The 19,237-nt window shown below is 62.6% G+C and carries 19 protein-coding genes and 1 riboswitch; of the genes, 11 read left to right on the top strand and 8 right to left on the bottom strand.

Annotated elements, in window-relative coordinates; genetic code table 11:
- Positions 1–2: 2 nt before the first annotated feature.
- A complete protein-coding gene (locus DBIPINDM_RS11890) occupies positions 3–749 on the top strand; it encodes an enoyl-CoA hydratase-related protein (RefSeq protein ID WP_258589247.1) in 747 nt (248 codons plus the stop codon).
- 57 nt (positions 750–806) lie between these two features.
- On the opposite strand, the gene ppk2 is transcribed toward DBIPINDM_RS11890, so the two are convergent.
- Positions 807–1,715, bottom strand: a complete 909-nt coding sequence (ppk2, locus tag DBIPINDM_RS11885; protein WP_258585891.1) for a polyphosphate kinase 2 — start codon at positions 1,713–1,715, stop codon at positions 807–809.
- Between the two features lie 119 nt (positions 1,716–1,834).
- On the opposite strand from ppk2, the gene DBIPINDM_RS11880 reads away from it, so the two are divergent.
- The 3 genes from DBIPINDM_RS11880 (at position 1,835) to DBIPINDM_RS11870 (ending at position 5,043) form a co-directional block, all read left to right on the top strand.
- On the top strand, positions 1,835–3,100 hold the full coding sequence (locus DBIPINDM_RS11880) for an ATP-binding protein (protein WP_258585890.1): 1,266 nt from the start codon (positions 1,835–1,837) through the stop codon (positions 3,098–3,100).
- A 113-nt stretch (positions 3,101–3,213) separates the two neighbouring features.
- Positions 3,214–3,939 (top strand): phosphate signaling complex protein PhoU, encoded by a 726-nt coding sequence (phoU, locus tag DBIPINDM_RS11875; RefSeq protein ID WP_258585889.1) that lies wholly within the window; start codon positions 3,214–3,216, stop codon positions 3,937–3,939.
- A gap of 96 nt (positions 3,940–4,035) precedes the next feature.
- Entirely contained in the window at positions 4,036–5,043 is a 1,008-nt protein-coding gene (locus DBIPINDM_RS11870; protein ID WP_258585888.1) for a magnesium and cobalt transport protein CorA, read from the top strand.
- 100 nt (positions 5,044–5,143) lie between these two features.
- Here DBIPINDM_RS11870 and DBIPINDM_RS11865 read toward each other — a convergent pair whose 3' ends face one another.
- The gene (locus DBIPINDM_RS11865; RefSeq protein WP_258585887.1) at positions 5,144–5,665 is read right to left on the bottom strand and encodes a GcrA family cell cycle regulator; all 522 of its coding nucleotides are present in this window, start codon (positions 5,663–5,665) and stop codon (positions 5,144–5,146) included.
- A 357-nt stretch (positions 5,666–6,022) separates the two neighbouring features.
- On the opposite strand from DBIPINDM_RS11865, the gene DBIPINDM_RS11860 reads away from it, so the two are divergent.
- The 3 genes from DBIPINDM_RS11860 (at position 6,023) to DBIPINDM_RS11850 (ending at position 9,311) form a co-directional block, all read left to right on the top strand.
- Complete coding sequence (locus DBIPINDM_RS11860; protein WP_258585886.1) at positions 6,023–7,222, top strand: aspartate aminotransferase family protein; 1,200 nt, start codon at positions 6,023–6,025, stop codon at positions 7,220–7,222.
- A gap of 16 nt (positions 7,223–7,238) precedes the next feature.
- Positions 7,239–8,150: an ornithine carbamoyltransferase gene (argF, locus tag DBIPINDM_RS11855; RefSeq protein ID WP_172234523.1), complete on the top strand. Its 912-nt coding sequence runs from the start codon at positions 7,239–7,241 to the stop codon at positions 8,148–8,150.
- Between the two features lie 129 nt (positions 8,151–8,279).
- Positions 8,280–9,311: an Hsp33 family molecular chaperone gene (locus tag DBIPINDM_RS11850; protein WP_258585885.1), complete on the top strand. Its 1,032-nt coding sequence runs from the start codon at positions 8,280–8,282 to the stop codon at positions 9,309–9,311.
- A gap of 39 nt (positions 9,312–9,350) precedes the next feature.
- On the opposite strand, the gene apaG is transcribed toward DBIPINDM_RS11850, so the two are convergent.
- Entirely contained in the window at positions 9,351–9,743 is a 393-nt protein-coding gene (apaG, locus tag DBIPINDM_RS11845; RefSeq protein ID WP_027146773.1) for a Co2+/Mg2+ efflux protein ApaG, read from the bottom strand.
- 302 nt (positions 9,744–10,045) lie between these two features.
- Between apaG and DBIPINDM_RS11840 the strand changes: the two genes are divergently transcribed.
- The 3 genes from DBIPINDM_RS11840 to DBIPINDM_RS11830 all read left to right on the top strand — a co-directional run bounded on the left by DBIPINDM_RS11840 (position 10,046) and on the right by DBIPINDM_RS11830 (position 11,883).
- Complete coding sequence (locus DBIPINDM_RS11840; RefSeq protein ID WP_258585884.1) at positions 10,046–11,197, top strand: ceramide glucosyltransferase; 1,152 nt, start codon at positions 10,046–10,048, stop codon at positions 11,195–11,197.
- 100 nt (positions 11,198–11,297) lie between these two features.
- A complete protein-coding gene (locus tag DBIPINDM_RS11835) occupies positions 11,298–11,573 on the top strand; it encodes a BrnT family toxin (RefSeq protein ID WP_258585883.1) in 276 nt (91 codons plus the stop codon).
- Positions 11,557–11,883, top strand: a complete 327-nt coding sequence (locus DBIPINDM_RS11830; RefSeq protein WP_258585882.1) for a BrnA antitoxin family protein — start codon at positions 11,557–11,559, stop codon at positions 11,881–11,883. The genes DBIPINDM_RS11835 and DBIPINDM_RS11830 overlap by 17 nt, the downstream gene beginning before the upstream one ends.
- Positions 11,884–11,904: 21 nt before the next feature.
- On the opposite strand, the gene DBIPINDM_RS11825 is transcribed toward DBIPINDM_RS11830, so the two are convergent.
- On the bottom strand, positions 11,905–13,092 hold the full coding sequence (locus DBIPINDM_RS11825) for an O-succinylhomoserine sulfhydrylase (RefSeq protein ID WP_258585881.1): 1,188 nt from the start codon (positions 13,090–13,092) through the stop codon (positions 11,905–11,907).
- A 56-nt stretch (positions 13,093–13,148) separates the two neighbouring features.
- A riboswitch (SAM riboswitch) is annotated at positions 13,149–13,226 on the bottom strand.
- Between the two features lie 97 nt (positions 13,227–13,323).
- Here DBIPINDM_RS11825 and DBIPINDM_RS11820 point away from each other — a divergent pair.
- The gene (locus DBIPINDM_RS11820; protein WP_258585880.1) at positions 13,324–14,418 is read left to right on the top strand and encodes a 2'-deoxycytidine 5'-triphosphate deaminase; all 1,095 of its coding nucleotides are present in this window, start codon (positions 13,324–13,326) and stop codon (positions 14,416–14,418) included.
- 44 nt (positions 14,419–14,462) lie between these two features.
- Here the strand turns inward: DBIPINDM_RS11820 and DBIPINDM_RS11815 are convergent, their stop codons facing one another.
- The 4 genes from DBIPINDM_RS11815 to mmsA form a co-directional block, all read right to left on the bottom strand.
- Positions 14,463–14,933 (bottom strand): hypothetical protein, encoded by a 471-nt coding sequence (locus tag DBIPINDM_RS11815; RefSeq protein ID WP_258585879.1) that lies wholly within the window; start codon positions 14,931–14,933, stop codon positions 14,463–14,465.
- Between the two features lie 28 nt (positions 14,934–14,961).
- On the bottom strand, positions 14,962–15,954 hold the full coding sequence (araD1, locus tag DBIPINDM_RS11810) for an AraD1 family protein (RefSeq protein ID WP_258585878.1): 993 nt from the start codon (positions 15,952–15,954) through the stop codon (positions 14,962–14,964).
- A 304-nt stretch (positions 15,955–16,258) separates the two neighbouring features.
- On the bottom strand, positions 16,259–17,545 hold the full coding sequence (gene mmsB, locus DBIPINDM_RS11805; protein ID WP_258585877.1) for a multiple monosaccharide ABC transporter permease: 1,287 nt from the start codon (positions 17,543–17,545) through the stop codon (positions 16,259–16,261).
- Positions 17,542–19,074, bottom strand: coding sequence for a multiple monosaccharide ABC transporter ATP-binding protein (gene mmsA / locus DBIPINDM_RS11800; RefSeq protein ID WP_258585876.1), 1,533 nt, complete (start codon positions 19,072–19,074; stop codon positions 17,542–17,544). Before mmsA ends, mmsB begins: the two co-directional genes overlap by 4 nt.
- Positions 19,075–19,237: the final 163 nt, after the last annotated feature.

Here is a 19,237-nt window from a genome sequence, read left to right as displayed (position 1 = left end):
AGATGGGCGCGCACCCGCAACCCGAACTGCGCAACCACACGCTGATCGTCACCGTGTCGTCGAATGACGGCCGGCCGGTGCTTGACAGGAGGGCCTATGAAAGCCTTGCCAGGACCTTCCATGAAGCCGCCGACAATGACGAAGTGCGCGTCGTCGTGCTGCGTGGCCTGGCAGGCTGCTTCTGCCTTGGCGGCGACTTTTCCGAATTCCTCGACGCCACCAAGCATCAGAAGCTGATCGCCGCCGTCACCGACATGTTCCGCACGCTGGCGACGTTCCCCAAGCCCATCCTCGCCTGCGTCGATGGCGATGCCGTCGGTGTCGGCTGCACCATCCTGTTCCACTGCGACATGGTGATAGCCTCGAATGAAAGCACGTTCCGGGTGCCGTTCGTCGATTTCGGCCTTGTGCCGGATGCGGCGACCAGCATCCTGGCACCGCAGAAGCTCGGCTATGCCGGTGCTTTCCGCTTCTTCTGCCTCGGCGACACGCTCCACGCCGAGGACGCCAGGGCGCTCGGCCTCGTCGCCGAGATCGTGCATGACGGCGTCGAGGAGGCGACGCTTGGCCGGGCCAGGCAGCTCACCAAGAAGCCGGTCGCCGCCTTGCTGCAGACCCGCGGCCTGCTCAAGGGGAACACCGGCGCGCTGTGCGACCGCATCGACCAGGAGATATCGCTGTTCCAGCAGGCGCTACAGGATGACACCACGCTGCGCCGCCTGCAGCGCATTGCCAGGCTGGCGGCCTGAGCAACCACGTCAAGAACTACGCGCCGCGCTGCCCAATGGCCGCGCGGCGCGGAAGCATCAGCCTTCCTTGCCGAGGAATGACGGCCCTTCGCCGACGATCTTCTTGTCTTCCTTGCCGACGATATCGAGATCGCGCCCCTCATAGGGCAGCGACAACAGGATGCGCCGCATCACCGCCAGCCGGGCGCGGCGCTTGTCATTGGCCCGCACGATGATCCACGGCGCGAACTCCTTGTGGGTGCGCTCGAACATGGTGTCGCGCACCTTGGTGTAATCATCCCATTTGGTGATGCCGGCGACGTCGATCGGCGAGAACTTCCAGCTCTTCAGCGGACTGTAGCGGCGATCGTGAAAACGCTCGAGCTGCGTTTCCCGGCCGATGTTCAGCCAGAATTTGAAGAAGTGGATGTCGTCATTGACGATCATCCGTTCGAAATGCGGCGTCTCGTCGAGAAACTTCTCATGCTGTTCGGGCGTGCAGAAGCCCATCACCGGCTCGACGCCGGCGCGGTTGTACCAGGAACGGTCGAAGGTGACGAATTCGCCTGATGTCGGGAAATGGTCGACATAGCGCTGGTAGTACCATTGTCCCAGCTCAGTCGGGGTCGGCTTGGTCAGCGCCACGTTGCGGGCCGTGCGCGGGTTGAGGTACTGGCGCAGCACGAAGATCGTGCCGCCCTTGCCGGCGGCGTCGCGACCCTCGAACAGCGCCATCACCCGCTTGCCGCTCGCCTGCAGCCACGCCTGCGCCTTGACCAGCTCGATCTGCAATTTCTCGAGCGTCTCGTCATACTCGTCGCTTTTCATCTTCTTGTCGTAGGGGTAGCCGCCGGCGGTCAGCTTGTTGTCCTCGACCCAGTCGGGAAGCTCGGGATTCTCGATGTCGAACTCCCGCTCCTTGCCGTCGATCCTGATCTTCAGCGGGCCCGAAGCCGGCGCGGCGGAACTTTCCTTGGCTTTTTTCATCGAGACGAACCCTTTTCAGCTTGCGGACTCATGCTATTGGGAGCCTCCGGACCGGTCCAGCGGAAGTTTCCGTTGCCGTGCGGCGGATGCGAAGGCATGGGACGCGGGCGCACGAGCGAATGACCAACCTCGACGCAGAACAGAATGGCATGGCACAAGCCGTTACCACCCGGCTGTGGAACAGCCGCTGGGTGCTAGCCGCCGGTGTCGTCGCGGTTCTGATCGCTTTTGCCTTTGCGGGTATTTCCGCCTACGTGCTGGTGCCGGCGCTACTCCTTTTGTTTGCGGCTGCGATGCTGCCGGCCGCGGGCCTGCGCCAGTCCGCCGAGAGTGCTGCCGCGATCGAGGCGATCGGCCTGCAGCGCCTGTCGGGCGAATATCTGGCGGCGGCTGTTGCCGACCCGCTCATCATCTTCGATCATGCCGCCACCATCGTCCATGCCAACGCCGCCGCCTTTGCCGCCTTTGGCGGGATCGCACCGGGCCTGTCGCTGCCGCTGAAATTCCGGGCGCCGGAAATGCAGACCCTGCTCGACAGCGTGCTGTCTGGCATGATCGCCTCGGATGTCGTCGACTATACCGAGAAGCTACCGGTCGAACGGGCCTACCGGGTCAGCGCGTCCTCGGTCGGGCACGGCACCGACCTCTATGTGCTGGTGTTCAAGGACCAGAGCGAGGCGCGGCGCATCGACCGCATGCGCGCCGACTTCATCGCCAACGCCAGCCACGAATTGCGCACCCCGCTCGCCTCGATCGCCGGCTTCATCGAAACGCTGCGCGGACCGGCCCGCAACGATCCGGCGGCGCGCGAGCAATTCCTGCAGATCATGCAGAACCAGACCGGCCGCATGGCACGCCTGATCGACGATCTGCTGTCGCTGTCGCGGCTGGAGATGAAGCCCTATCTGAAGCCCGGGACAGAGGTCGATCTGCGCCAGACCGTCGACAGCGTCATCGATTCGCTGGCCCCGCTTGCCCGCGAAAACAGCGTTGCCATCGAGCGCGATTTCGCCAAGGGGCCTCTCGATGTGCCGGGCGATCGCGACGAGCTGTTCCAGGTTTTCGAGAATCTCCTGGAAAACGCCTGTAAATACGGCCAGTCGGGCGGCCGCGTCCTGGTGTCGATCGCGCACGCCGACGACGGTTCCGAACCCGGCATCGACGTGACCATCAGGGATTTCGGCCCCGGCATTCCCGAGGAGCACATTCCGCGCATCACCGAGCGCTTCTATCGCATCGACGTCGAGACCAGCCGGACCCAGAAAGGCACCGGCCTTGGCCTGTCGATCGTCAAGCACATCCTGACGCGTCACAATGCCAGGCTGACGATCTGGTCCGAGGTCGGCAAGGGCGCCGCCTTCTCGGTTCATTTGCCGACGCACTGATAACGCCCTAGTTTTCCACGGGACCGTTTCTTTTTTCTGTCATCCGGCTAGCGTATCAGCGGGGATTCGAGGAAACGACTCAAGATCAAGAACCCGTGGGAAGGCATTCATCCATGCAGTCCGTGCACATAATGAGCGCCTATGACGAGGAGCTGAAATATCTGTCGAAGCGCATCGCCGCGATGGGCGGCCATGCCGAGCGCATGGTCGAGCAGGCGGTCGCCGCTCTCGTCAATGCCGATCCGGGACTTGCCCAGAAGGTCATTCGCGACGACGCCGTGCTTGATGAAGGGCAGCGCGAGATCGACGACAAGGCGATCATCATCATTGCCAAGCGCCAGCCAATGGCGACGGATCTGCGCGAGATCGTCGGCGCCATCCGTATTTCCGCCGACCTCGAACGGGTCGGCGACCTCGGCAAGAACGTCGCCAAGCGGGTGGTCGCCGTCACCGACGGCCGCCAGCCGACCAGCCTGTTCCGCGGCCTGGAGGCCCTGGCCAATTTGGCGCTGACCCAGCTCAAGGAAGTTCTCGACGTCTACGCGTCGCGTTCGGTCGACAAGATCGGCTTCGTGCGCGACCGCGACGACCAGATCGATGCCATGTACACGTCGCTGTTTCGCGAATTGCTGACCTACATGATGGAAGATCCGCGCAACATCACGCCCTGCACGCATCTGCTGTTCTGCGCCAAGAACATCGAGCGCATCGGCGATCATGCCACCAACATCGCCGAGACCATCTACTACATCGTCACCGGTGACCAGATGCCGGCCGACCGGCCGAAGGGCGACAAGACGGACAAGATCAGCCTTTCGGCGCCGCTTCCGGTGAAATGAACGTTCGTCCTCTCGAACGCTAGATCATATTGCGCTAAACTATCCCGGCGTTAAGCTTCTCAGGCCTTGAAAAGGTCCTGCGTTCAGGAGGCTGCGATGGAATATGTTCGAGAGTTCAAGCCCGCGGCGCCGACATCAGGCATCATCGCCTCCAGTGTCTACACGGCGGGGCGGCGTATTGCCGACATTCCGATCGAGGAAGCCGGCGAATGGGCCAAGAAATCGGGTCACGTCGTCTGGATCGGGCTGCTCGAACCTGACCGTGACCTCCTGCTGCGCGTCAAGGCGCAGTTCCATCTGCATGAGTTGGCAATCGAGGATGCCGAGCATCCGCACCAGCGGCCGAAGATCGAGCAATATGGCGACGCGCTGTTCATCGTCGCCCGCACCGCGCAGCTGATCGAGGGCCGCGTCACTTTCGGCGAAACGCATCTGTTCGTCGGCTCGGGCTACATCGTCAGCGTCAGGCATGGCCCGTCGACCTCCTACGCCGCCGTGCGTCAGCACTGGGAAAGCTGCCCGCATTCGCTGGCCAAGGGTGAGGATTTCGTCCTCTATGCCATTCTCGACTTCATCGTCGACAACTACATGCCCGTGCTCGAACAGATCGAGGACGAGGTCGAGGCGATCGAGGACAAGGTCCTTTTGAAGCCGATGACCGGCCCCGATATCGAGCGGCTCTACATGCTGCGCCGCGATCTCCTGCGCCTGCGCAATGCAGCACTTCCGCTGGTGGAGGTCTGCCGCCGGCTGACCAGCGCCGACCTGCCGCAAATTCATTCAGCCATGCATCCGCTGTTCCGCGACGTGACCGACCACATCCGCACCGTCCAGGAAAAGATCGACAGTTTGCGCGAGGTTCTGGCGTTCGCGTTCGAGGCCAGCCTGCTGGTCGGCCAGAGCCAGGAAACGGCGATCTCGAAGAAACTCGCCTCCTGGGCGGCCATTTTGGCCGTGCCGACGGCATTCGCAGGCATTTACGGCATGAACTTCACCGACATGCCGGAACTGAAGATGGAATACGGCTACCCGATTGTGCTGGCCACCATCGCGGCGATCTGCACGTTTCTCTACTGGCGGTTCCGCAAGAATGGGTGGCTGTGAAGCAGTAGGGCAGTAGGGCAGTAGGGCAGTAGGGCAGTAGGGCAAGATGGGGCACTCACCAGCGCAGTTCAAAACATACTGCCCTACTGCCCTATTCCCTTCAGCGATTCCGCCTCCGCTCCGCTGCCGGCTGGAAGGCCACGCGGGCGTGATATTTGCAATACGGACCGGTTTCGGCGGCCTCGTTGCCGCAGAAATTGAAGTCCTCCGACAGCGGATCGCCGTTCGGCCATTTGCAGGTGCGCTCGGTCAGCTCGACGAGCTGCAGATGCCGTGAGATCGGCACCACGACGTTCTCGACCGGGCGGATGTAATGATGGCGTGTCACCGGTTCGGTGTCGAACTGCGTTTGCAAGGCCGTCGCGCCGATCGAAGTCGTGACGTGGCGTGCCGTGCTTGCGGCGCGCGCCACCGATTTCTGGACGGTCGATCCCTGAGCCGTCTTCTTCTGGCGTGCCGGCGTCGCCGTTGCACGGCCACGGCCCGACAGCTTCAGCCGGTGCACCTTGCCGATGACGGCATTGCGGCTCACCCCTCCAAGCTGGGCAGCAATCTGGCTTGCGCTCAGACCCTCCGACCAGAGTTTCCTGAGAAGTTCAACCCGCTCGTCAGTCCAGTTCATGAGACCGCGCTCCTGCTAACCGTGCGCAATCGGAATCCCTTCCCGACCCAGCAACCTTGCTGGGGCAGACACCACATATATCTGGTGATTAGGTCCGCCGCACGAAATCTAGTTATTTCTCGACTACAATTACCTTATGCGCTGACTCGGTGACAAGAGTCCCAGGGGCAACACGAATCGGTTTTTTCGGTTTTCCCCAACTTGCCCGGTCGCTCATGAGCCGGCGTCGAGTTAGGGGGCTTATCGCGCGCCACTACGCGACGTTTTCGTTGACTTCATGGCCGAAAAACACGATAAGCCGCACAAGGCCGCCGCTTTGGCGGCTTTTTTGATTTTCCGGTACCGGAGACGCATATAATGAGCGGTTCGGCGCTTTACGAGACCTTTGCTCGCGCACCCCTGGCCTTCGACCACGGGGAAGGCACCTGGCTGGTTACCGACAAGGGCGAGCGATATCTCGATTTCGCCGGCGGTATCGCGGTCAATTCGCTCGGCCACAGCCATCCGCATCTGGTCGCGGCTCTCACCGAGCAGGCGGCAAAACTCTGGCACGTCTCCAATCTCTACGAGATTCCGGGGCAGAGCCGGCTTGGCGAGCGTCTGGCCGATGCCACCTTCGCCGACAAGGTGTTCTTCACCAATTCCGGCGCCGAGGCGCTGGAATGCGCGATCAAGACGGCGCGGCGCTACCACTTCGTCAAGGGCCATCCCGAGCGCTTCCGCGTCATCACCTTCGAAGGCGCCTTCCATGGCCGCACGCTGGCGACCATCGCGGCCGGCGGCCAGTACAAATACCTCGAAGGCTTCGGTCCCAAGGTCGAAGGCTTCGACCAGGTCGGCTTCGACGACATCGATGCCGCCGAGAAGGCGATCACGCCGGAGACCGCCGCGATCCTGATCGAACCGGTGCAGGGCGAGGGCGGCATCCGCCCGGTGCCGACACAATCGTTGAAGCGGCTGCGCCAGCTCTGCGACCAGCACGGCCTGCTGTTGATCTATGACGAAGTCCAGTGCGGCATTGGTCGTACCGGCAAGCTGTTCGCGCATGAATGGTCAGGTGTCACGCCTGACATCATGGCGATCGCCAAGGGTATTGGCGGCGGCTTCCCGATGGGCGCCTGCCTTGCAACCGACGAGGCGGCTGTCGGCATGACGGCGGGCGTGCACGGCACGACGTTCGGCGGCAACCCGCTGGCGATGGCGGTCGGCAATGCCGTGCTCGACGTGGTGCTGGAAGACGGTTTCCTCGAAGACGTCCAGCGCAAGGCATTGCTGATGAAGCAAGGTCTGGCGGCGGTCGCCGACGAGTTTCCCGATGTCATCGAAGGCATCAGGGGCACCGGCCTGATGCTTGGCCTCAAATGCGCCATGCCCAACACCAAGGTGAACATGGCGCTGCGCGACCAGCACTTGCTGGCGGTTCCGGCCGGCGACAACGTCATCCGCCTGTTGCCGCCGCTCACCGTCACCGACGCCGAGATCCACGAAGCGCTCAACCGCATCCGCGCCGGTGCCAAAGGCCTGGCGGATGCCATCGCCGTGGCCGCCGCGAAGTAATTCCGGAATATTGCTGATGTCAGTTCGCCATTTCACCGATCTTTCCACCGTTTCCGAGGGCGACCTGCGCTTCATGCTGGACGACGCGGTGGTGCGAAAGGCGCGCCTCAAGGCCGGCGAGCGGACCAGGCCGCTCGAAGGCAAGGTGCTGGCGATGATCTTCGACAAGCCGTCGACGCGAACACGCGTCTCCTTCGACGTCGGCATGCGCCAGCTTGGCGGCGAGACCATCATGCTGACCGGCACCGAAATGCAGCTCGGCCGCTCCGAAACCATCGCCGACACCGCCAAGGTGCTGTCGCGGTATGTCGACGCGATCATGATCCGCACCACCTCGCATGAGCGGCTGCTGGAACTGACCGAGAACGCCACGGTTCCGGTGATCAACGGACTGACGGACGACACCCATCCCTGCCAGCTGATGGCCGACATCATGACCTTCGAAGAGCATCGTGGTCCGGTGGCCGGCAAAACCATTGCCTGGACCGGCGATGGCAACAATGTGCTGCACTCGCTGCTCGAAGCCTCGGCGCGGTTCCGCTTCAACCTCAACGTCGCCGTGCCCGAAGGCAGCGAGCCGGCGCAGAAGCATATTGACTGGTCCAAGGCGCATGGCGGCAAGCTGCATTTCACCCGCTCGCCCGAGGAAGCCGTCGACCAGGCCGACTGCATCGTGACCGACTGCTGGGTATCGATGGGCCAGGAGCATCGCGCCCGCGGTCACAACGTGTTCTCGCCCTACCAGGTCAATGCCAAGCTGATGGCGCATGCCAAGCCGGACGCGCTGTTCATGCACTGCCTGCCGGCGCATCGCGGCGAGGAAGTGACCGACGAGGTTATCGACGGCCCGCATTCGGTGGTCTTCGACGAAGCCGAGAACCGGCTCCACGCCCAGAAGGCGGTGCTCGCCTGGTGTCTTGGTGCTTGACGTGTCTTGGTGCTTGACGTGTCGGGACGCTTGAAGTGTCGGGGCGCTTGATCTGCGGGGGCGCGATGCCTATCTGCGCCGCATCACGCAAATCAAGCGCGTTTGGACGCATGTGCCTCTCCGGGTCGCATGGCCGCGCCCTGGAGCTTTGTCATGTTGGAAACGCATCAAGTGACTGAACATCACCCCAAACTCGGCGAGTTCGGCTACGCCGGCGACGACCATGTCGTGCCGTTCGAGGTCGGCCCGCTCGACGTGCGCGGCCGCACCGTGCAGCTCGGGCCGATGCTCGACGCCATCCTCAGCCGCCACGATTATCCCGAACCGGTTGCCCGCCTGCTGGCGGAAGCCTGTGTGCTGACGGTGCTGCTCGGCACCTCGCTCAAATTCGAGGGCAAATTCATCCTGCAGACCCGCACCGACGGGCCGGTCGACATGCTGGTGGCGGATTTCTCCACGCCCTCGGCGCTGCGTGCCTATGCGCGCTTCGATGCGGATCGGCTCGAGGCGCTGGTCGCGGCCGGCGAAACGTCCCAGCAGACGCTGCTCGGCAGCGGCGTGCTGGCGCTGACCATCGACCAGGGCGCCCATACGCAACGCTATCAGGGCATCGTCCAGCTCGACGGCGAGACGCTGGAGGACGCGGCGCGCACCTATTTCCGTCAGTCGGAACAGATCCCGACGGATATCAGGCTCTCGGTCGCCAAGCTGTTGACGCCCGGCCCTGGCGGTGCGCGCGAACAGTGGCGTGCCGGTGGCATCCTGGCGCAGTTCCTGCCGCAGTCACCTGAGCGCATGCGCGTTCCGGACCTGCCGGGCGGCGATGGCGATCCGCGTGAGGAGATCCACGATCCCACGGACAATTCCTGGCAGGAGTTGCTGGCGCTGCTCGGCACCATCGAGCCGACCGAACTGATCGATCCGACCATCGGCGCCGAACGGCTGCTCTATCGCCTGTTCCACGAGCATGGCGTGCGCGTCTTCGGTGGCGTCCCCGTCGCCGACCAGTGCTCGTGCTCCAGGGACAAGATCCGCGGCATCCTCGAGGGTTTCTCCGCGCAGGAGATCAAGGACAGCACCGAGGATGGCGGCATCCACGTCGCCTGCGAATTCTGCTCGAAGCAGTACGACTTCGACCCGGCGGAATTCGCGGCGCAGTAAAGGGAGCATCTTTCTCCCCGTTTCACGGGGAGAAAGACGCTAATTCACCGTCCGCCTCGTCCCCGGCAGATCCAGCGAAAACGCCGGGATGGCGATGTCGAAGGTCTCGCCACGCTTGTTGCGCATCGTATAGCGCCCGACCATGATGCCTGACGGCGTCGAGAGCGGGCAGCCGGATGTGTATTGATAGCTGTCGCCGGGATTGAGTTCGGGCTGGTCGCCGACGACGCCGGGACCGCGCACTTCCTCGACCCGGCCGGCACCGTCGGTGATGTGCCAATAACGCGACAGAAGCTGCACGAATTCGTCCGACTGGTTGTCGATCGTTATCTGATAGCCCCAGACATAACGGTTCTCGGAAGGATCCGAACGGTCCTCGAGGTAGAAGGGCCTGACCTGCACTTCGATGTTGCGCGTGACGGCGCGGTACATAAGCGGCTCCAAAACAATCTCAAGCATGATCCCGAAAAGTGGGAACCGGTTTTCTCGGACAAACGGGTTTCCGTTTGTCCAGAGATCATGCTCAAACAAACAGAACCTTTCGGCGCTCCCGGCGAGCAGGTCAACGTGCGCGTCTTGTCGCGCCTGACTTTGAAACGCAGGTGCCGGCAAAGAATGTCATTTAAGTGACACACGACAATGGTGGTGTGCACGAACCGGGCGACTCGGCGCTCTGTCGAACTGTTGAAAACGGCCACGATGCGGGCCGTCTTTTCTGGAGTGACCAGATCTCGATGGAACTCACTCTCATAGCCGCCTCGCTTTCGACTGCTCTTATCCTTTCAAACGCTGCCAGCATTGTGCTCGCGGCTTCACAACTGAAACGGCGCACCACGATTGCACGGCCAGCCGGCAAATCGCCACCGGTGTCGATTGTTGTACCGTCGCGCGGCGTCGAGCCGTTCACGCAGGAGACGCTGGAGCGCGCCTTCTCGCTCGACTGGCCACGCTACGAGCTGATCTTCTGCGTTGCCCATGCCGACGACCCGGTGGTCAAGTTGATCCGCGCTGCCATAGGCCGCTTGCCAAAAGTGCCGGCCCGGCTATTGATCGGTGACGACCGCGTCAGCGCCAATCCCAAGCTCAACAATTGCGTCAAGGGCTGGGAAGCCGCACGGCACAACTGGGTCGTCCTGGCCGACTCCAACGTGCTGATGCCGAGAGACTACATCCAGCATCTGATGGCGGCGTGGCGGACGGAGACCGGTCTTGTCTGCTCGACGCCGATCGGTTCGCGGCCGGATGGCTTCTGGGCCGAGGTCGAATGCGCCTTCCTCAACACGCTGCAGGCGCGCTGGCAGTATGCCGGCGAGGCGCTCGGCCTCGGCTTTGCCCAGGGCAAGAGCATGTTGTGGAACAAGCCGATGCTGGATGCCAATGGCGGCATCCGTGCGCTGGCCGCCGAAATCGCCGAGGACGCCGCCGCGACCAAGTTGGTGAACAGCCTCGGCCTGTGCGTCAATCTCGTCGCCGCCCCCTTCGAGCAGCCGCTCGGCCGGCGCAGGCTTGGCGAGATCTGGTCGCGCCAGGCCCGCTGGGCGCGCCTGCGCCGCGTCACCTTCCCGCTGTTCTTCGCGCCCGAAATCCTGACCGGCGCGGTGGTGCCGCTGGTGCTTGCGCTGGTTGCGGCGGCAAGCGCCGGCTTCAGCCTGCCGCTGACGGCCATCGCCGTGCTGGCGGCCTTCTATCTTCCGGAATGTGCCCTGGCCTGGTCCAAGGGCTGGTATCTGTCGCCGCGCATGGTCGCGGCGATGATTGCGCGGGACTTGATACTTCCAAGCATGTGGGCACGCGGCTGGCTCGGCGGCGCCGTCGACTGGCGCGGCAATGCGATGACCATCGGCACCAAGGCGGCCGAACTGGAAGAGACGCCGTCGCGCGCCTGATCGCGGCGGCTCAGCTTGATTCTAGGAGTAGTTATCGTATATACAAAAATTATTGGATTAGACGCTATTTTTGTGTATACATAATTTATGGAACGCACCGATGGCGATGCTGTTCGAGTGGGATGAGAACAAGGCAAGGACGAACAGGGCCAAGCATGGCGTGGATTTTGCGATCGCTCCATCCTTCGATTTCGCCAATGCCGTTATCAGGCTCGATGACAGCGAGGACTTTGGTGAGGATCGTCTTGTTGCCATCGGTCTGATCGAGGCTAGCGTCTATGTGATGGTCTATGTCGAGCGACGCCATGCCATCCGTGTTATTTCGCTGCGCAAGGCCACAAGGCAGGAAATTACGGACTATGTCGAAAACCTCTAAGACAATCGTGCACCGCGAGGCTAGCCCGCCAAAGCAGTCACGTGCTGATGCTTTGGCGCTTGCCAGCAAGGCGCTCGCCGCGATGACCGATGAAGAAGATGCTGCGATCACCGCTGCCGCCGAGGCCGATCCGGATGCGCAACCGGCCGATGCCGTTTCGCGCCGCAAGGTTGGCCGGCCGCCGCTTGCGCGACCCAAGCGCGCCATACAGTTGCGTCTCGACGCCGATGTTCTCGACCGCTTCAAGGCCGATGGTGACGGCTGGCAGACGCGCATGAACGAAGCGCTGCGCAAGGCGGTGGGTCTGTAACCCTCGGTCTGCCGCTTGCCGCTATCCGGCCTTCAGCGCCTGCGCGATGTCTTCCAGAAGGTCGTCCGTGTCCTCCAGGCCGACCGACAGCCTGAGCGTACCTGGCCCGATGCCGAGTTCGGCGCGGGCCTCGTCGCTCAAATTCTTGTGCGTCGTCGTCGCCGGATGGGTGATCAGGCTCTTGGCATCGCCGAGATTGTTCGAGATCAGCACGATGTCGAGCGCGTTCTGCAAGGCGAAGGCCGCCTGCTTGCCGCCCTTGACGTCAAGGCAGATCAGCGTCGAGCCGCCCGACATCTGCTTCTTGACGATATCGGCCTGCGGGTGGTCGGCGCGGCCGGGATAGATGATGCGAGCAATCTGCGGCTGCCCGGCCAGGAAATCGGCGATCTTGCCGGCACTCTCCGTCTGCTGGCGCACGCGCAACGGCAGTGTTTCAAGACCCTTGAGCAGCGTCCAGGCATTGAACGGCGACAGGCTGGGGCCGGTGTGGCGGAAATAGTCGTGCAAATTCTCGTCGATCCACTTCTTGTCCGACAGGATCACTCCGCCGAGACAACGGCCCTGGCCATCGATGTGCTTGGTGGCCGAATAGACGACGATGTGGGCGCCGAGCTGCAACGGCTTCTGCTGCAGCGGCGTGGCGAAGACATTGTCGACGACAAGCCGCGCGCCGATCGAGTTGGCGAGCGAGGCGACGGCGGCGATGTCGACCACTTCCAGCGTCGGGTTGGTTGGGCTTTCCAGGAAAAACAGCTTGGTGTTGGGCTTCACCGCCTTTTCCCAGTTGGCGATGTCGGTGCCGTCGACCAGCGTCGCCTCGATGCCGTATCGCGGCGCCAGCGTCTCGACCACCCAGCGGCAGGAGCCGAACAGCGCGCGCGCCGCCACGATATGGTCACCGGCCTTGACGCTGCACAGAAGGGCCGCCGTCACCGCCGCCATGCCCGACGCCGTGGCGCGCGCGTCCTCCGCACCCTCCAGCGCGCACATGCGCTTTTCGAACATGTCGACGGTCGGATTGGCGTAGCGCGAATAGATGAAGCCGGGTTCCTCGCCCTTGAAACGGGCTTCGGCGGCCTGGGCTGTTTGATAGACATAGCCCTGGGTCAGGTACATCGCCTCGGAGGTCTCGCCGAAGCCAGAACGCAAGGTTCCGCTGTGCACGAGGGCTGTCTGAGGCTTCCAGTTGCGCTTCTTGCTGCTCATTGCTTTTGTTCCAGACACAAAAAAACCGGCCGCGAAAGTCGCAACCGGTCCATACGGCCTCGCGGCCAACGGTCCTTTAGCGACTTGTTTAACGTGGCTGCAAGCCGACCGGCCAAATCACCACGGGATAACGACCCTTTAGACCCGCGCCGCGCTTGCGTCAATTGCCGGCTTCATTAAGAGGTTTGTACCAAGCAGGCTCCGACAAAGCCTGCCTCTAGGAGCGAAGCCTTGCGAGAGACGGGCATTCTTCCCGATCAGGACATTTCAGCGCTGTTCCAGTCCGGCGCGCTGAAGTCGCCACGTGCGCTCGATGCCGACCAGATCCAGCCGGCCAGCCTCGATCTCAGGCTCGGCGACAAGGCCTGGCGGGTGCGGGCGTCCTTCCTGCCGGGTCCAGATCATCGGGTTGCTGACAAACTCGATCGGCTGAAGCTGCATGAGTTCAGCCTCGCCGACGGCGCCGTGCTGGAAACGGGCTGTGTTTACATCGTGCCGCTGCTGGAAAGCCTTGCGCTGCCCTCGACCGTGTCCGCTTCCGCCAATCCGAAAAGCTCGACCGGGCGGCTCGACATCTTCACCCGGGTTATGACCGACCGTGGCCACGAGTTCGACAAGATCGCCGCTGGTTACAATGGTCCGCTCTATCTGGAAGTCAGCCCGCGCACCTTCCCGATCGTCGTGCGCACCGGCTCGCGCCTGTCGCAGATCCGCTTCCGCACCGGCAATGCACTGCTCTCGGAAGCCGAATTGCATGAGCTGCACCGCGCCGAAATGCTGGTCGCCACCGAGCCACCGAATATTTCGGGCGGCGGCATCGCGCTGTCGATCGACCTCAATGGCGACAGTGACGGGCTGGTCGGCTATCGCGGCAAGCATCACACCGGCCTCGTCGATGTCGACAAGCGTGCCGCGCAAGATGTCGTCGATTTCTGGGAACCGATCCACAAGAGCGGCGCCGGCGAACTGGTGCTCGACCCGGATGAATTCTATATCCTTGTCAGCCAGGAGGCGGTGCATGTGCCGCCGCTCTATGCCGCTGAGATGACGCCCTTCGATCCGCTGGTCGGCGAATTCCGTGTCCACTATGCCGGGTTTTTCGATCCGGGCTTCGGCCATTCGGCGGCCGGCGGCACCGGCAGCCGGGCGGTGCTTGAAGTGCGCAGCCACGAAGTGCCGTTCATCCTCGACCATGGCCAGATCGTCGGCCGGCTGGTCTACGAGCACATGCTGAAGCGGCCGCAGGCGCTCTACGGAACCGATCTCGGCTCCAACTACCAGGCGCAGGGCCTGAAGCTCTCCAAGCATTTCCGCGCCGCACGCTGAGCTTTTGGCCATGACACCGCGCTGGAGGGGGGCGCCGACCTTCCCTAGCCGTGAAACATGTGCTTTTTCGCGGTCTCAAGACACGCCCCGAAGGAGCCGATGAAAAGCAGTTCTCGCCGCGCTAGCTGCGTTTTTCCCCAGGCAGAGGTTTGTCCTGTGACGTCGAGCGAGGCCTTTGATCCCTGCAAGGGGAACAGTACCTTTTCCGCGCAGGCTAGGACACGGGCTCTGGCTGATTCTATTCCGCATGGCTTGGCCGCATCGTTCAGTTTCGCACTGCTAAGAGCGGATATCCGCTGGTCCGCATTCCGCATCAGGAAATCGGCCTGAAGGGTCGAATAGCCGGACGTCAAAAGCCGGTTTCTCATCAGGCTGAAAGTCTCGCCATAGGATCTGGAACTGCACTGCGCGGCGCCGTGAGCCACGGATGAGACGTGCATGAACAAGAGTGCGAAAACAAGGCTTCGCATGACGCCCGGCAGATGGCTTAGGACCATGGTGTCGAAACCTGTCATGGACGATCGAAGGCGTTCGCCCGGAGTTTCAAAGCGCCTTCACCGCCACCTTCACCGGCTTTTCAATCTCGAGCGGGTTGCGCAGCGGTAGGCCGAAATCCCCGGCCTCGATCTCGAACACATCACCGGCCTCGGTCTTGACGCCGTCGGCGAACGACAGTGTCGCCGTACCGAACATATGCACATGCACGTCGCCAGGCTGGCGGAACGCCGAATATTTGAAGTGATGGTGTTCGAGATTGGCGATGTTGTGCGACATGTTCGCTTCGCCCGACAGGAACGGCTTTTCCCACAGCGTCTTGCCGTCGCGCACGATGCGCGACGTGCCGCGGATGTCGGAAGGCAGGTCGCCGATCAGGATCTCAGGTCCGAACGAGGCATTGCGCAGCTTGGAATGGGCGAGGAAGAGATAGTTCACGCGCTCGGTCACATGATCTGAGAATTCGTTCGACAGAGTGAAGCCGACGCGGAAGGGGGCGCCGTCATCGCCGATGACATAGATGCCGGCGACCTCCGGTTCCTCGCCGGCGTCCTTGGCGAAGGCCGGTGACAGGAGTGCGGCACCCGGCGCCACGGCCATCGTGCCGTTGCCTTTGTAGAACCATTCCGGCTGCACGCCGACCTGGCCCTTGGCGGGCTTGCCACCCTCCAGACCCATGCGGAACATCTTCATGGAATCGGTGAGCTGCTCCTCGCCATCGGTGCTGAGCTTCTTGTGCATGGAATCGCGCGTCGCCGCCGAACCGAGATGCGTCAGTCCGGTGCCGGTGAGATGCAGGTGCGCCGGATCGGGGTGATTGATCGGCGACAACAGCCGCCCCTTCTTGTAGGCGGCATCGAGATCGACCGTCTCGCCGAGCCCCTTGCGCTCGATCAGGGTGGCAAGGCCGACGCCGGTGCGGGCAGCCTCCATCGCCAGCGAGTACACGCTGCGGGCGCCGTTGATGACCCGGGTCTTGCCGCCATTGCGGGCAACGACACGGATGGTCTCGGCGTCGTCGAGAATCTGCGAGATCAGCATGATCAATCCTCTCTCATGTGCCTTGGCATGGCTGCCGCCGCGGCAAACCTTCCCAAGCGCGGCCGGGACGTCGCCCATGCCACGGGTGAAATTCTCCGTTCGGATTGCGCTCGCGGGGCCTGGCTCCTTGACGGAACTTCTTCGTGCCGGCTCGTTGCCGGCAGCGCCGCGATGTGACCCGTATGCCTTCCTTGTTGCCTCGCCGGAGCGGTTCAGCTTTGAGTAGCTGGCCGGCTCCCAGTATTTTGTTTCTACGCAATTCCTGTGGGAAAACCGCGATGCACTTTTCCTGAAATTGCTCCTGTCAGGCCTTGTTCTTGTTGTAGACGTCGAAAATCACGGCGCCGAGCAGAACCAGGCCTTTGACCACCTGTTGCCAGTCGACATTGACGCCCATGATCGACATGCCGTTGTTCATCACGCCCATGATGAAGCCGCCGACCACGGCACCGATGACCTGGCCGACGCCGCCCATCGCCGAGGCGCCGCCGATGAAGACGGCGGCGATGACGTCGAGCTCTGAGCCCAGACCCGCCGCCGGCACCGCCTGGCCGAGGCGAGCCGCGATGATCAGGCCGCCGAGCGCCGACAGCACGCCCATGTTGATGAACACCATCAACGTCAGCCGCTCGGTGTTGATGCCCGACAGCTGCGCCGCCTTGGGATTGCCGCCCATGGCGTAGATGCGGCGGCCGATGGTCATGCGCTTGGTGACAAAGACGAACAGCGAGATCAGCACGCCCATGACGAGCAGCACCACCGGCAGGCCCCTGTAGCTGGCGAACTCATAGACCAGGAACAGCGCCAGCGCGCTGGCGACCAGCGTCTTGATGACGAACAGGGGGAAGGGCTCGGCCTCGTAGCCATGGCGCTCGCGCTTGCGTCGCGTCCTCACCCCGAAATAGGCATAGGCCACGACGGCGATCAGGCCGAGCACAATCGTCGTCATGTGCAGCGTCAGGCCGCTGCCCATGATGGTCTTGCCGGCTGCATTCACCGTCGGCGGGATCAGCGTCAGCGGGCCGATCACGTCAGGGATGAAGCCGGAGCTGAGCATTTTGAAGTCGTCGGGAAGTGGCCCGACCGAGGAGCCGCCGCCCAGCAGCGCCTGGCAGATGCCGCGGAAGATCAGCATGCCCGCCAGCGTCACGATGAAGCTCGGTATTCGGTGATAGGCGATCCAATAGCCTTGTGCCGCGCCGATCAGGCCGCCCACGATCAGGCAGACGATCGAAACCACCAGCGGATTGCTGAGCGGTCCGAGCTGCCAGATGACCATCATGTTCGCCGCCAGCGCGCCGATGAAACCGGCGACCGACCCGACGCTGAGGTCGATATAGCCGGAAACGATGACCAGCAGCATGCCCAGCGCCATCACGATGATGAAGGAGTTCTGCTGCACCAGGTTGCTGAGGTTGACCGGCTTGAACAGCGTTCCGGACGTGGTGAACTGGAAGAACAGCATGATGACGATCAGCGCGATGATCAGGCCGTATTCGCGCAGGTTCGTCGTCAGCGCGGAGACGGCGATGCGTGGACGCTGTTCTTCGGCGATGTTGCCCTGCGGGGCGGGGGCGCTTTCGGTGCTCATGCTGCTTTTCCTTCTCCGCGAACGATGGCGCGCATTATTTTTTCCTGGCTCGCGTCCGCCGCCGGCATTTCGCCCACGATGCGCCCTTCGTTCATGACGTAGATGCGGTCGGTGATGCCGAGCAATTCCGGCATTTCCGACGAGATGACCACGATCGCCTTACCCTCCGAGGCAAGACGCGCGATGATCGTGTAGATTTCATACTTGGCGCCGACATCGATGCCGCGTGTCGGCTCGTCGAGGATCAGCACTTCCGGGTCGGCGAACAGCCATTTCGACAGCACCACCTTCTGCTGGTTGCCGCCCGAAAGATTGCCGGTCAACTGATAGACGCTGGAAGCGCGGATATTCGTCTTCTTGCGATAGTCGTTGGCAACGGCGAGCTCGCGCAAATCGTCGATCACGCTGTGGCGCGACACGCCGCCGAGATTGGCGAGCGTGATGTTGTGCTTGATATGGTCAATGAGGTTGAGACCGTAGGTCTTGCGATCCTCGGTCACGTAGGCGATGCCGTGTTGAACGGCCTTGCTCACCGAGGAGACATCGACCGGCGTGCCCTTGAGCAGCACCTCGCCGGTGATGCGGCGGCCGTAGGAGCGGCCGAACAGGCTCATGGCGAATTCGGTGCGGCCGGCACCCATCAGCCCGGCGATGCCGACCACCTCGCCCTTGCGCACATTGATGTCGATGCCCTTGATCACCTGCCGCTCGGCATGGATCGGGTGATAGACCGACCAGTTCTTCACTTCGAACACGACCTCGCCGATCTTTGGCTCGCGCGGCGGGTAGCGGTCGTCGAGCGAGCGGCCAACCATCGAGGTGATGATGCGGTCCTCCGAAATGTCCTTCTTGGCCAGCGTCTCGATGGTGCGCCCGTCACGGATGACGGTAACCTTGTCGGCGACCCGGTTCACTTCGTTGAGCTTGTGCGAGATCAGGATCGAGGTCATGCCTTGCCGCTTGAATTCGAGCAAAAGGTCGAGCAGCGCCTGACTGTCCTTTTCGCTGAGCGATGCGGTCGGCTCGTCGAGGATCAGGAGCTTGACTTCCTTGCTCAGCGCCTTGGCGATCTCGACCAGCTGCTGCTTGCCGACGCCGATATTGGTGATCAGCGTCTTGGGGTCCTCCTTGAGGCCCACCTTCTTCAACAAAGCGCTGGTGCGCGCCTCGTTGGCGTCCCAGTCGATCACACCGTATTTGGCGTGTTCGTTGCCGAGGAAGATGTTTTCGGCGATCGACAGCATCGGCACCAGAGCAAGCTCCTGGTGGATGATGACGATGCCCTTGTGTTCACTGTCATGGATGCCCTTGAACTGGCATTCCTGGCCTTGAAAAATGATCTGGCCGTCATAGGTGCCGGAGGGATAGACGCCCGACAGCACCTTCATCAGCGTCGATTTGCCGGCGCCGTTTTCGCCGACCACGGCGTGGATCTCGCCTTCCTCGACGCTGAGGTTGACGTTCGACAGCGCCTTTACGCCGGGGAACGTCTTGGTGATGTCGCGCATCTCCAAAATCGTCGAGGTCATCAGGTCAAGCTCCTCCTAGACGTTCTTGTTTTTACGCAATTCCGGACGAAAAACCGCTACGCACTTTTCCTGGAATTGCTCTAGGCCGGCAGAAACAATACCGGGGTCGCTTGTGAACGAAAAGGGGCCCTGCGTTGCGCAGGACCCCTGATTTTATAACCGA

It is taken from the genome of Mesorhizobium sp. AR02 (assembly GCF_024746835.1).
Classification (GTDB): domain Bacteria; phylum Pseudomonadota; class Alphaproteobacteria; order Rhizobiales; family Rhizobiaceae; genus Mesorhizobium.
Note: the sequence above shows the minus strand (reverse complement) of the source record. Positions and strands in the feature narration are given on the sequence as shown.

What these genes read in the sequence shown, in the direction of transcription:
- apaG (WP_027146773.1), bottom strand. Translation starts at nt 9,743, where the DNA reads ATGTACCGCGCCGTCACGCGCAACATCGAAGTGCAGGTCAGGCCCTTC.
- DBIPINDM_RS11865 (WP_258585887.1), bottom strand. Translation starts at nt 5,665, where the DNA reads ATGAACTGGACTGACGAGCGGGTTGAACTTCTCAGGAAACTCTGGTCG.
- ppk2 (WP_258585891.1), bottom strand. Translation starts at nt 1,715, where the DNA reads ATGAAAAAAGCCAAGGAAAGTTCCGCCGCGCCGGCTTCGGGCCCGCTG.
- mmsA (WP_258585876.1), bottom strand. Translation starts at nt 19,074, where the DNA reads ATGACCTCGACGATTTTGGAGATGCGCGACATCACCAAGACGTTCCCC.
- DBIPINDM_RS11835 (WP_258585883.1), top strand. Translation starts at nt 11,298, where the DNA reads ATGGCGATGCTGTTCGAGTGGGATGAGAACAAGGCAAGGACGAACAGG.
- DBIPINDM_RS11840 (WP_258585884.1), top strand. Translation starts at nt 10,046, where the DNA reads ATGGAACTCACTCTCATAGCCGCCTCGCTTTCGACTGCTCTTATCCTT.
- mmsB (WP_258585877.1), bottom strand. Translation starts at nt 17,545, where the DNA reads ATGAGCACCGAAAGCGCCCCCGCCCCGCAGGGCAACATCGCCGAAGAA.
- DBIPINDM_RS11890 (WP_258589247.1), top strand. Translation starts at nt 3, where the DNA reads ATGGGCGCGCACCCGCAACCCGAACTGCGCAACCACACGCTGATCGTC.
- argF (WP_172234523.1), top strand. Translation starts at nt 7,239, where the DNA reads ATGTCAGTTCGCCATTTCACCGATCTTTCCACCGTTTCCGAGGGCGAC.
- DBIPINDM_RS11825 (WP_258585881.1), bottom strand. Translation starts at nt 13,092, where the DNA reads ATGAGCAGCAAGAAGCGCAACTGGAAGCCTCAGACAGCCCTCGTGCAC.
- DBIPINDM_RS11830 (WP_258585882.1), top strand. Translation starts at nt 11,557, where the DNA reads ATGTCGAAAACCTCTAAGACAATCGTGCACCGCGAGGCTAGCCCGCCA.
- DBIPINDM_RS11880 (WP_258585890.1), top strand. Translation starts at nt 1,835, where the DNA reads ATGACCAACCTCGACGCAGAACAGAATGGCATGGCACAAGCCGTTACC.
- DBIPINDM_RS11850 (WP_258585885.1), top strand. Translation starts at nt 8,280, where the DNA reads ATGGCCGCGCCCTGGAGCTTTGTCATGTTGGAAACGCATCAAGTGACT.
- DBIPINDM_RS11815 (WP_258585879.1), bottom strand. Translation starts at nt 14,933, where the DNA reads ATGACAGGTTTCGACACCATGGTCCTAAGCCATCTGCCGGGCGTCATG.
- DBIPINDM_RS11870 (WP_258585888.1), top strand. Translation starts at nt 4,036, where the DNA reads ATGGAATATGTTCGAGAGTTCAAGCCCGCGGCGCCGACATCAGGCATC.
- araD1 (WP_258585878.1), bottom strand. Translation starts at nt 15,954, where the DNA reads ATGCTGATCTCGCAGATTCTCGACGACGCCGAGACCATCCGTGTCGTT.
- phoU (WP_258585889.1), top strand. Translation starts at nt 3,214, where the DNA reads ATGCAGTCCGTGCACATAATGAGCGCCTATGACGAGGAGCTGAAATAT.
- DBIPINDM_RS11860 (WP_258585886.1), top strand. Translation starts at nt 6,023, where the DNA reads ATGAGCGGTTCGGCGCTTTACGAGACCTTTGCTCGCGCACCCCTGGCC.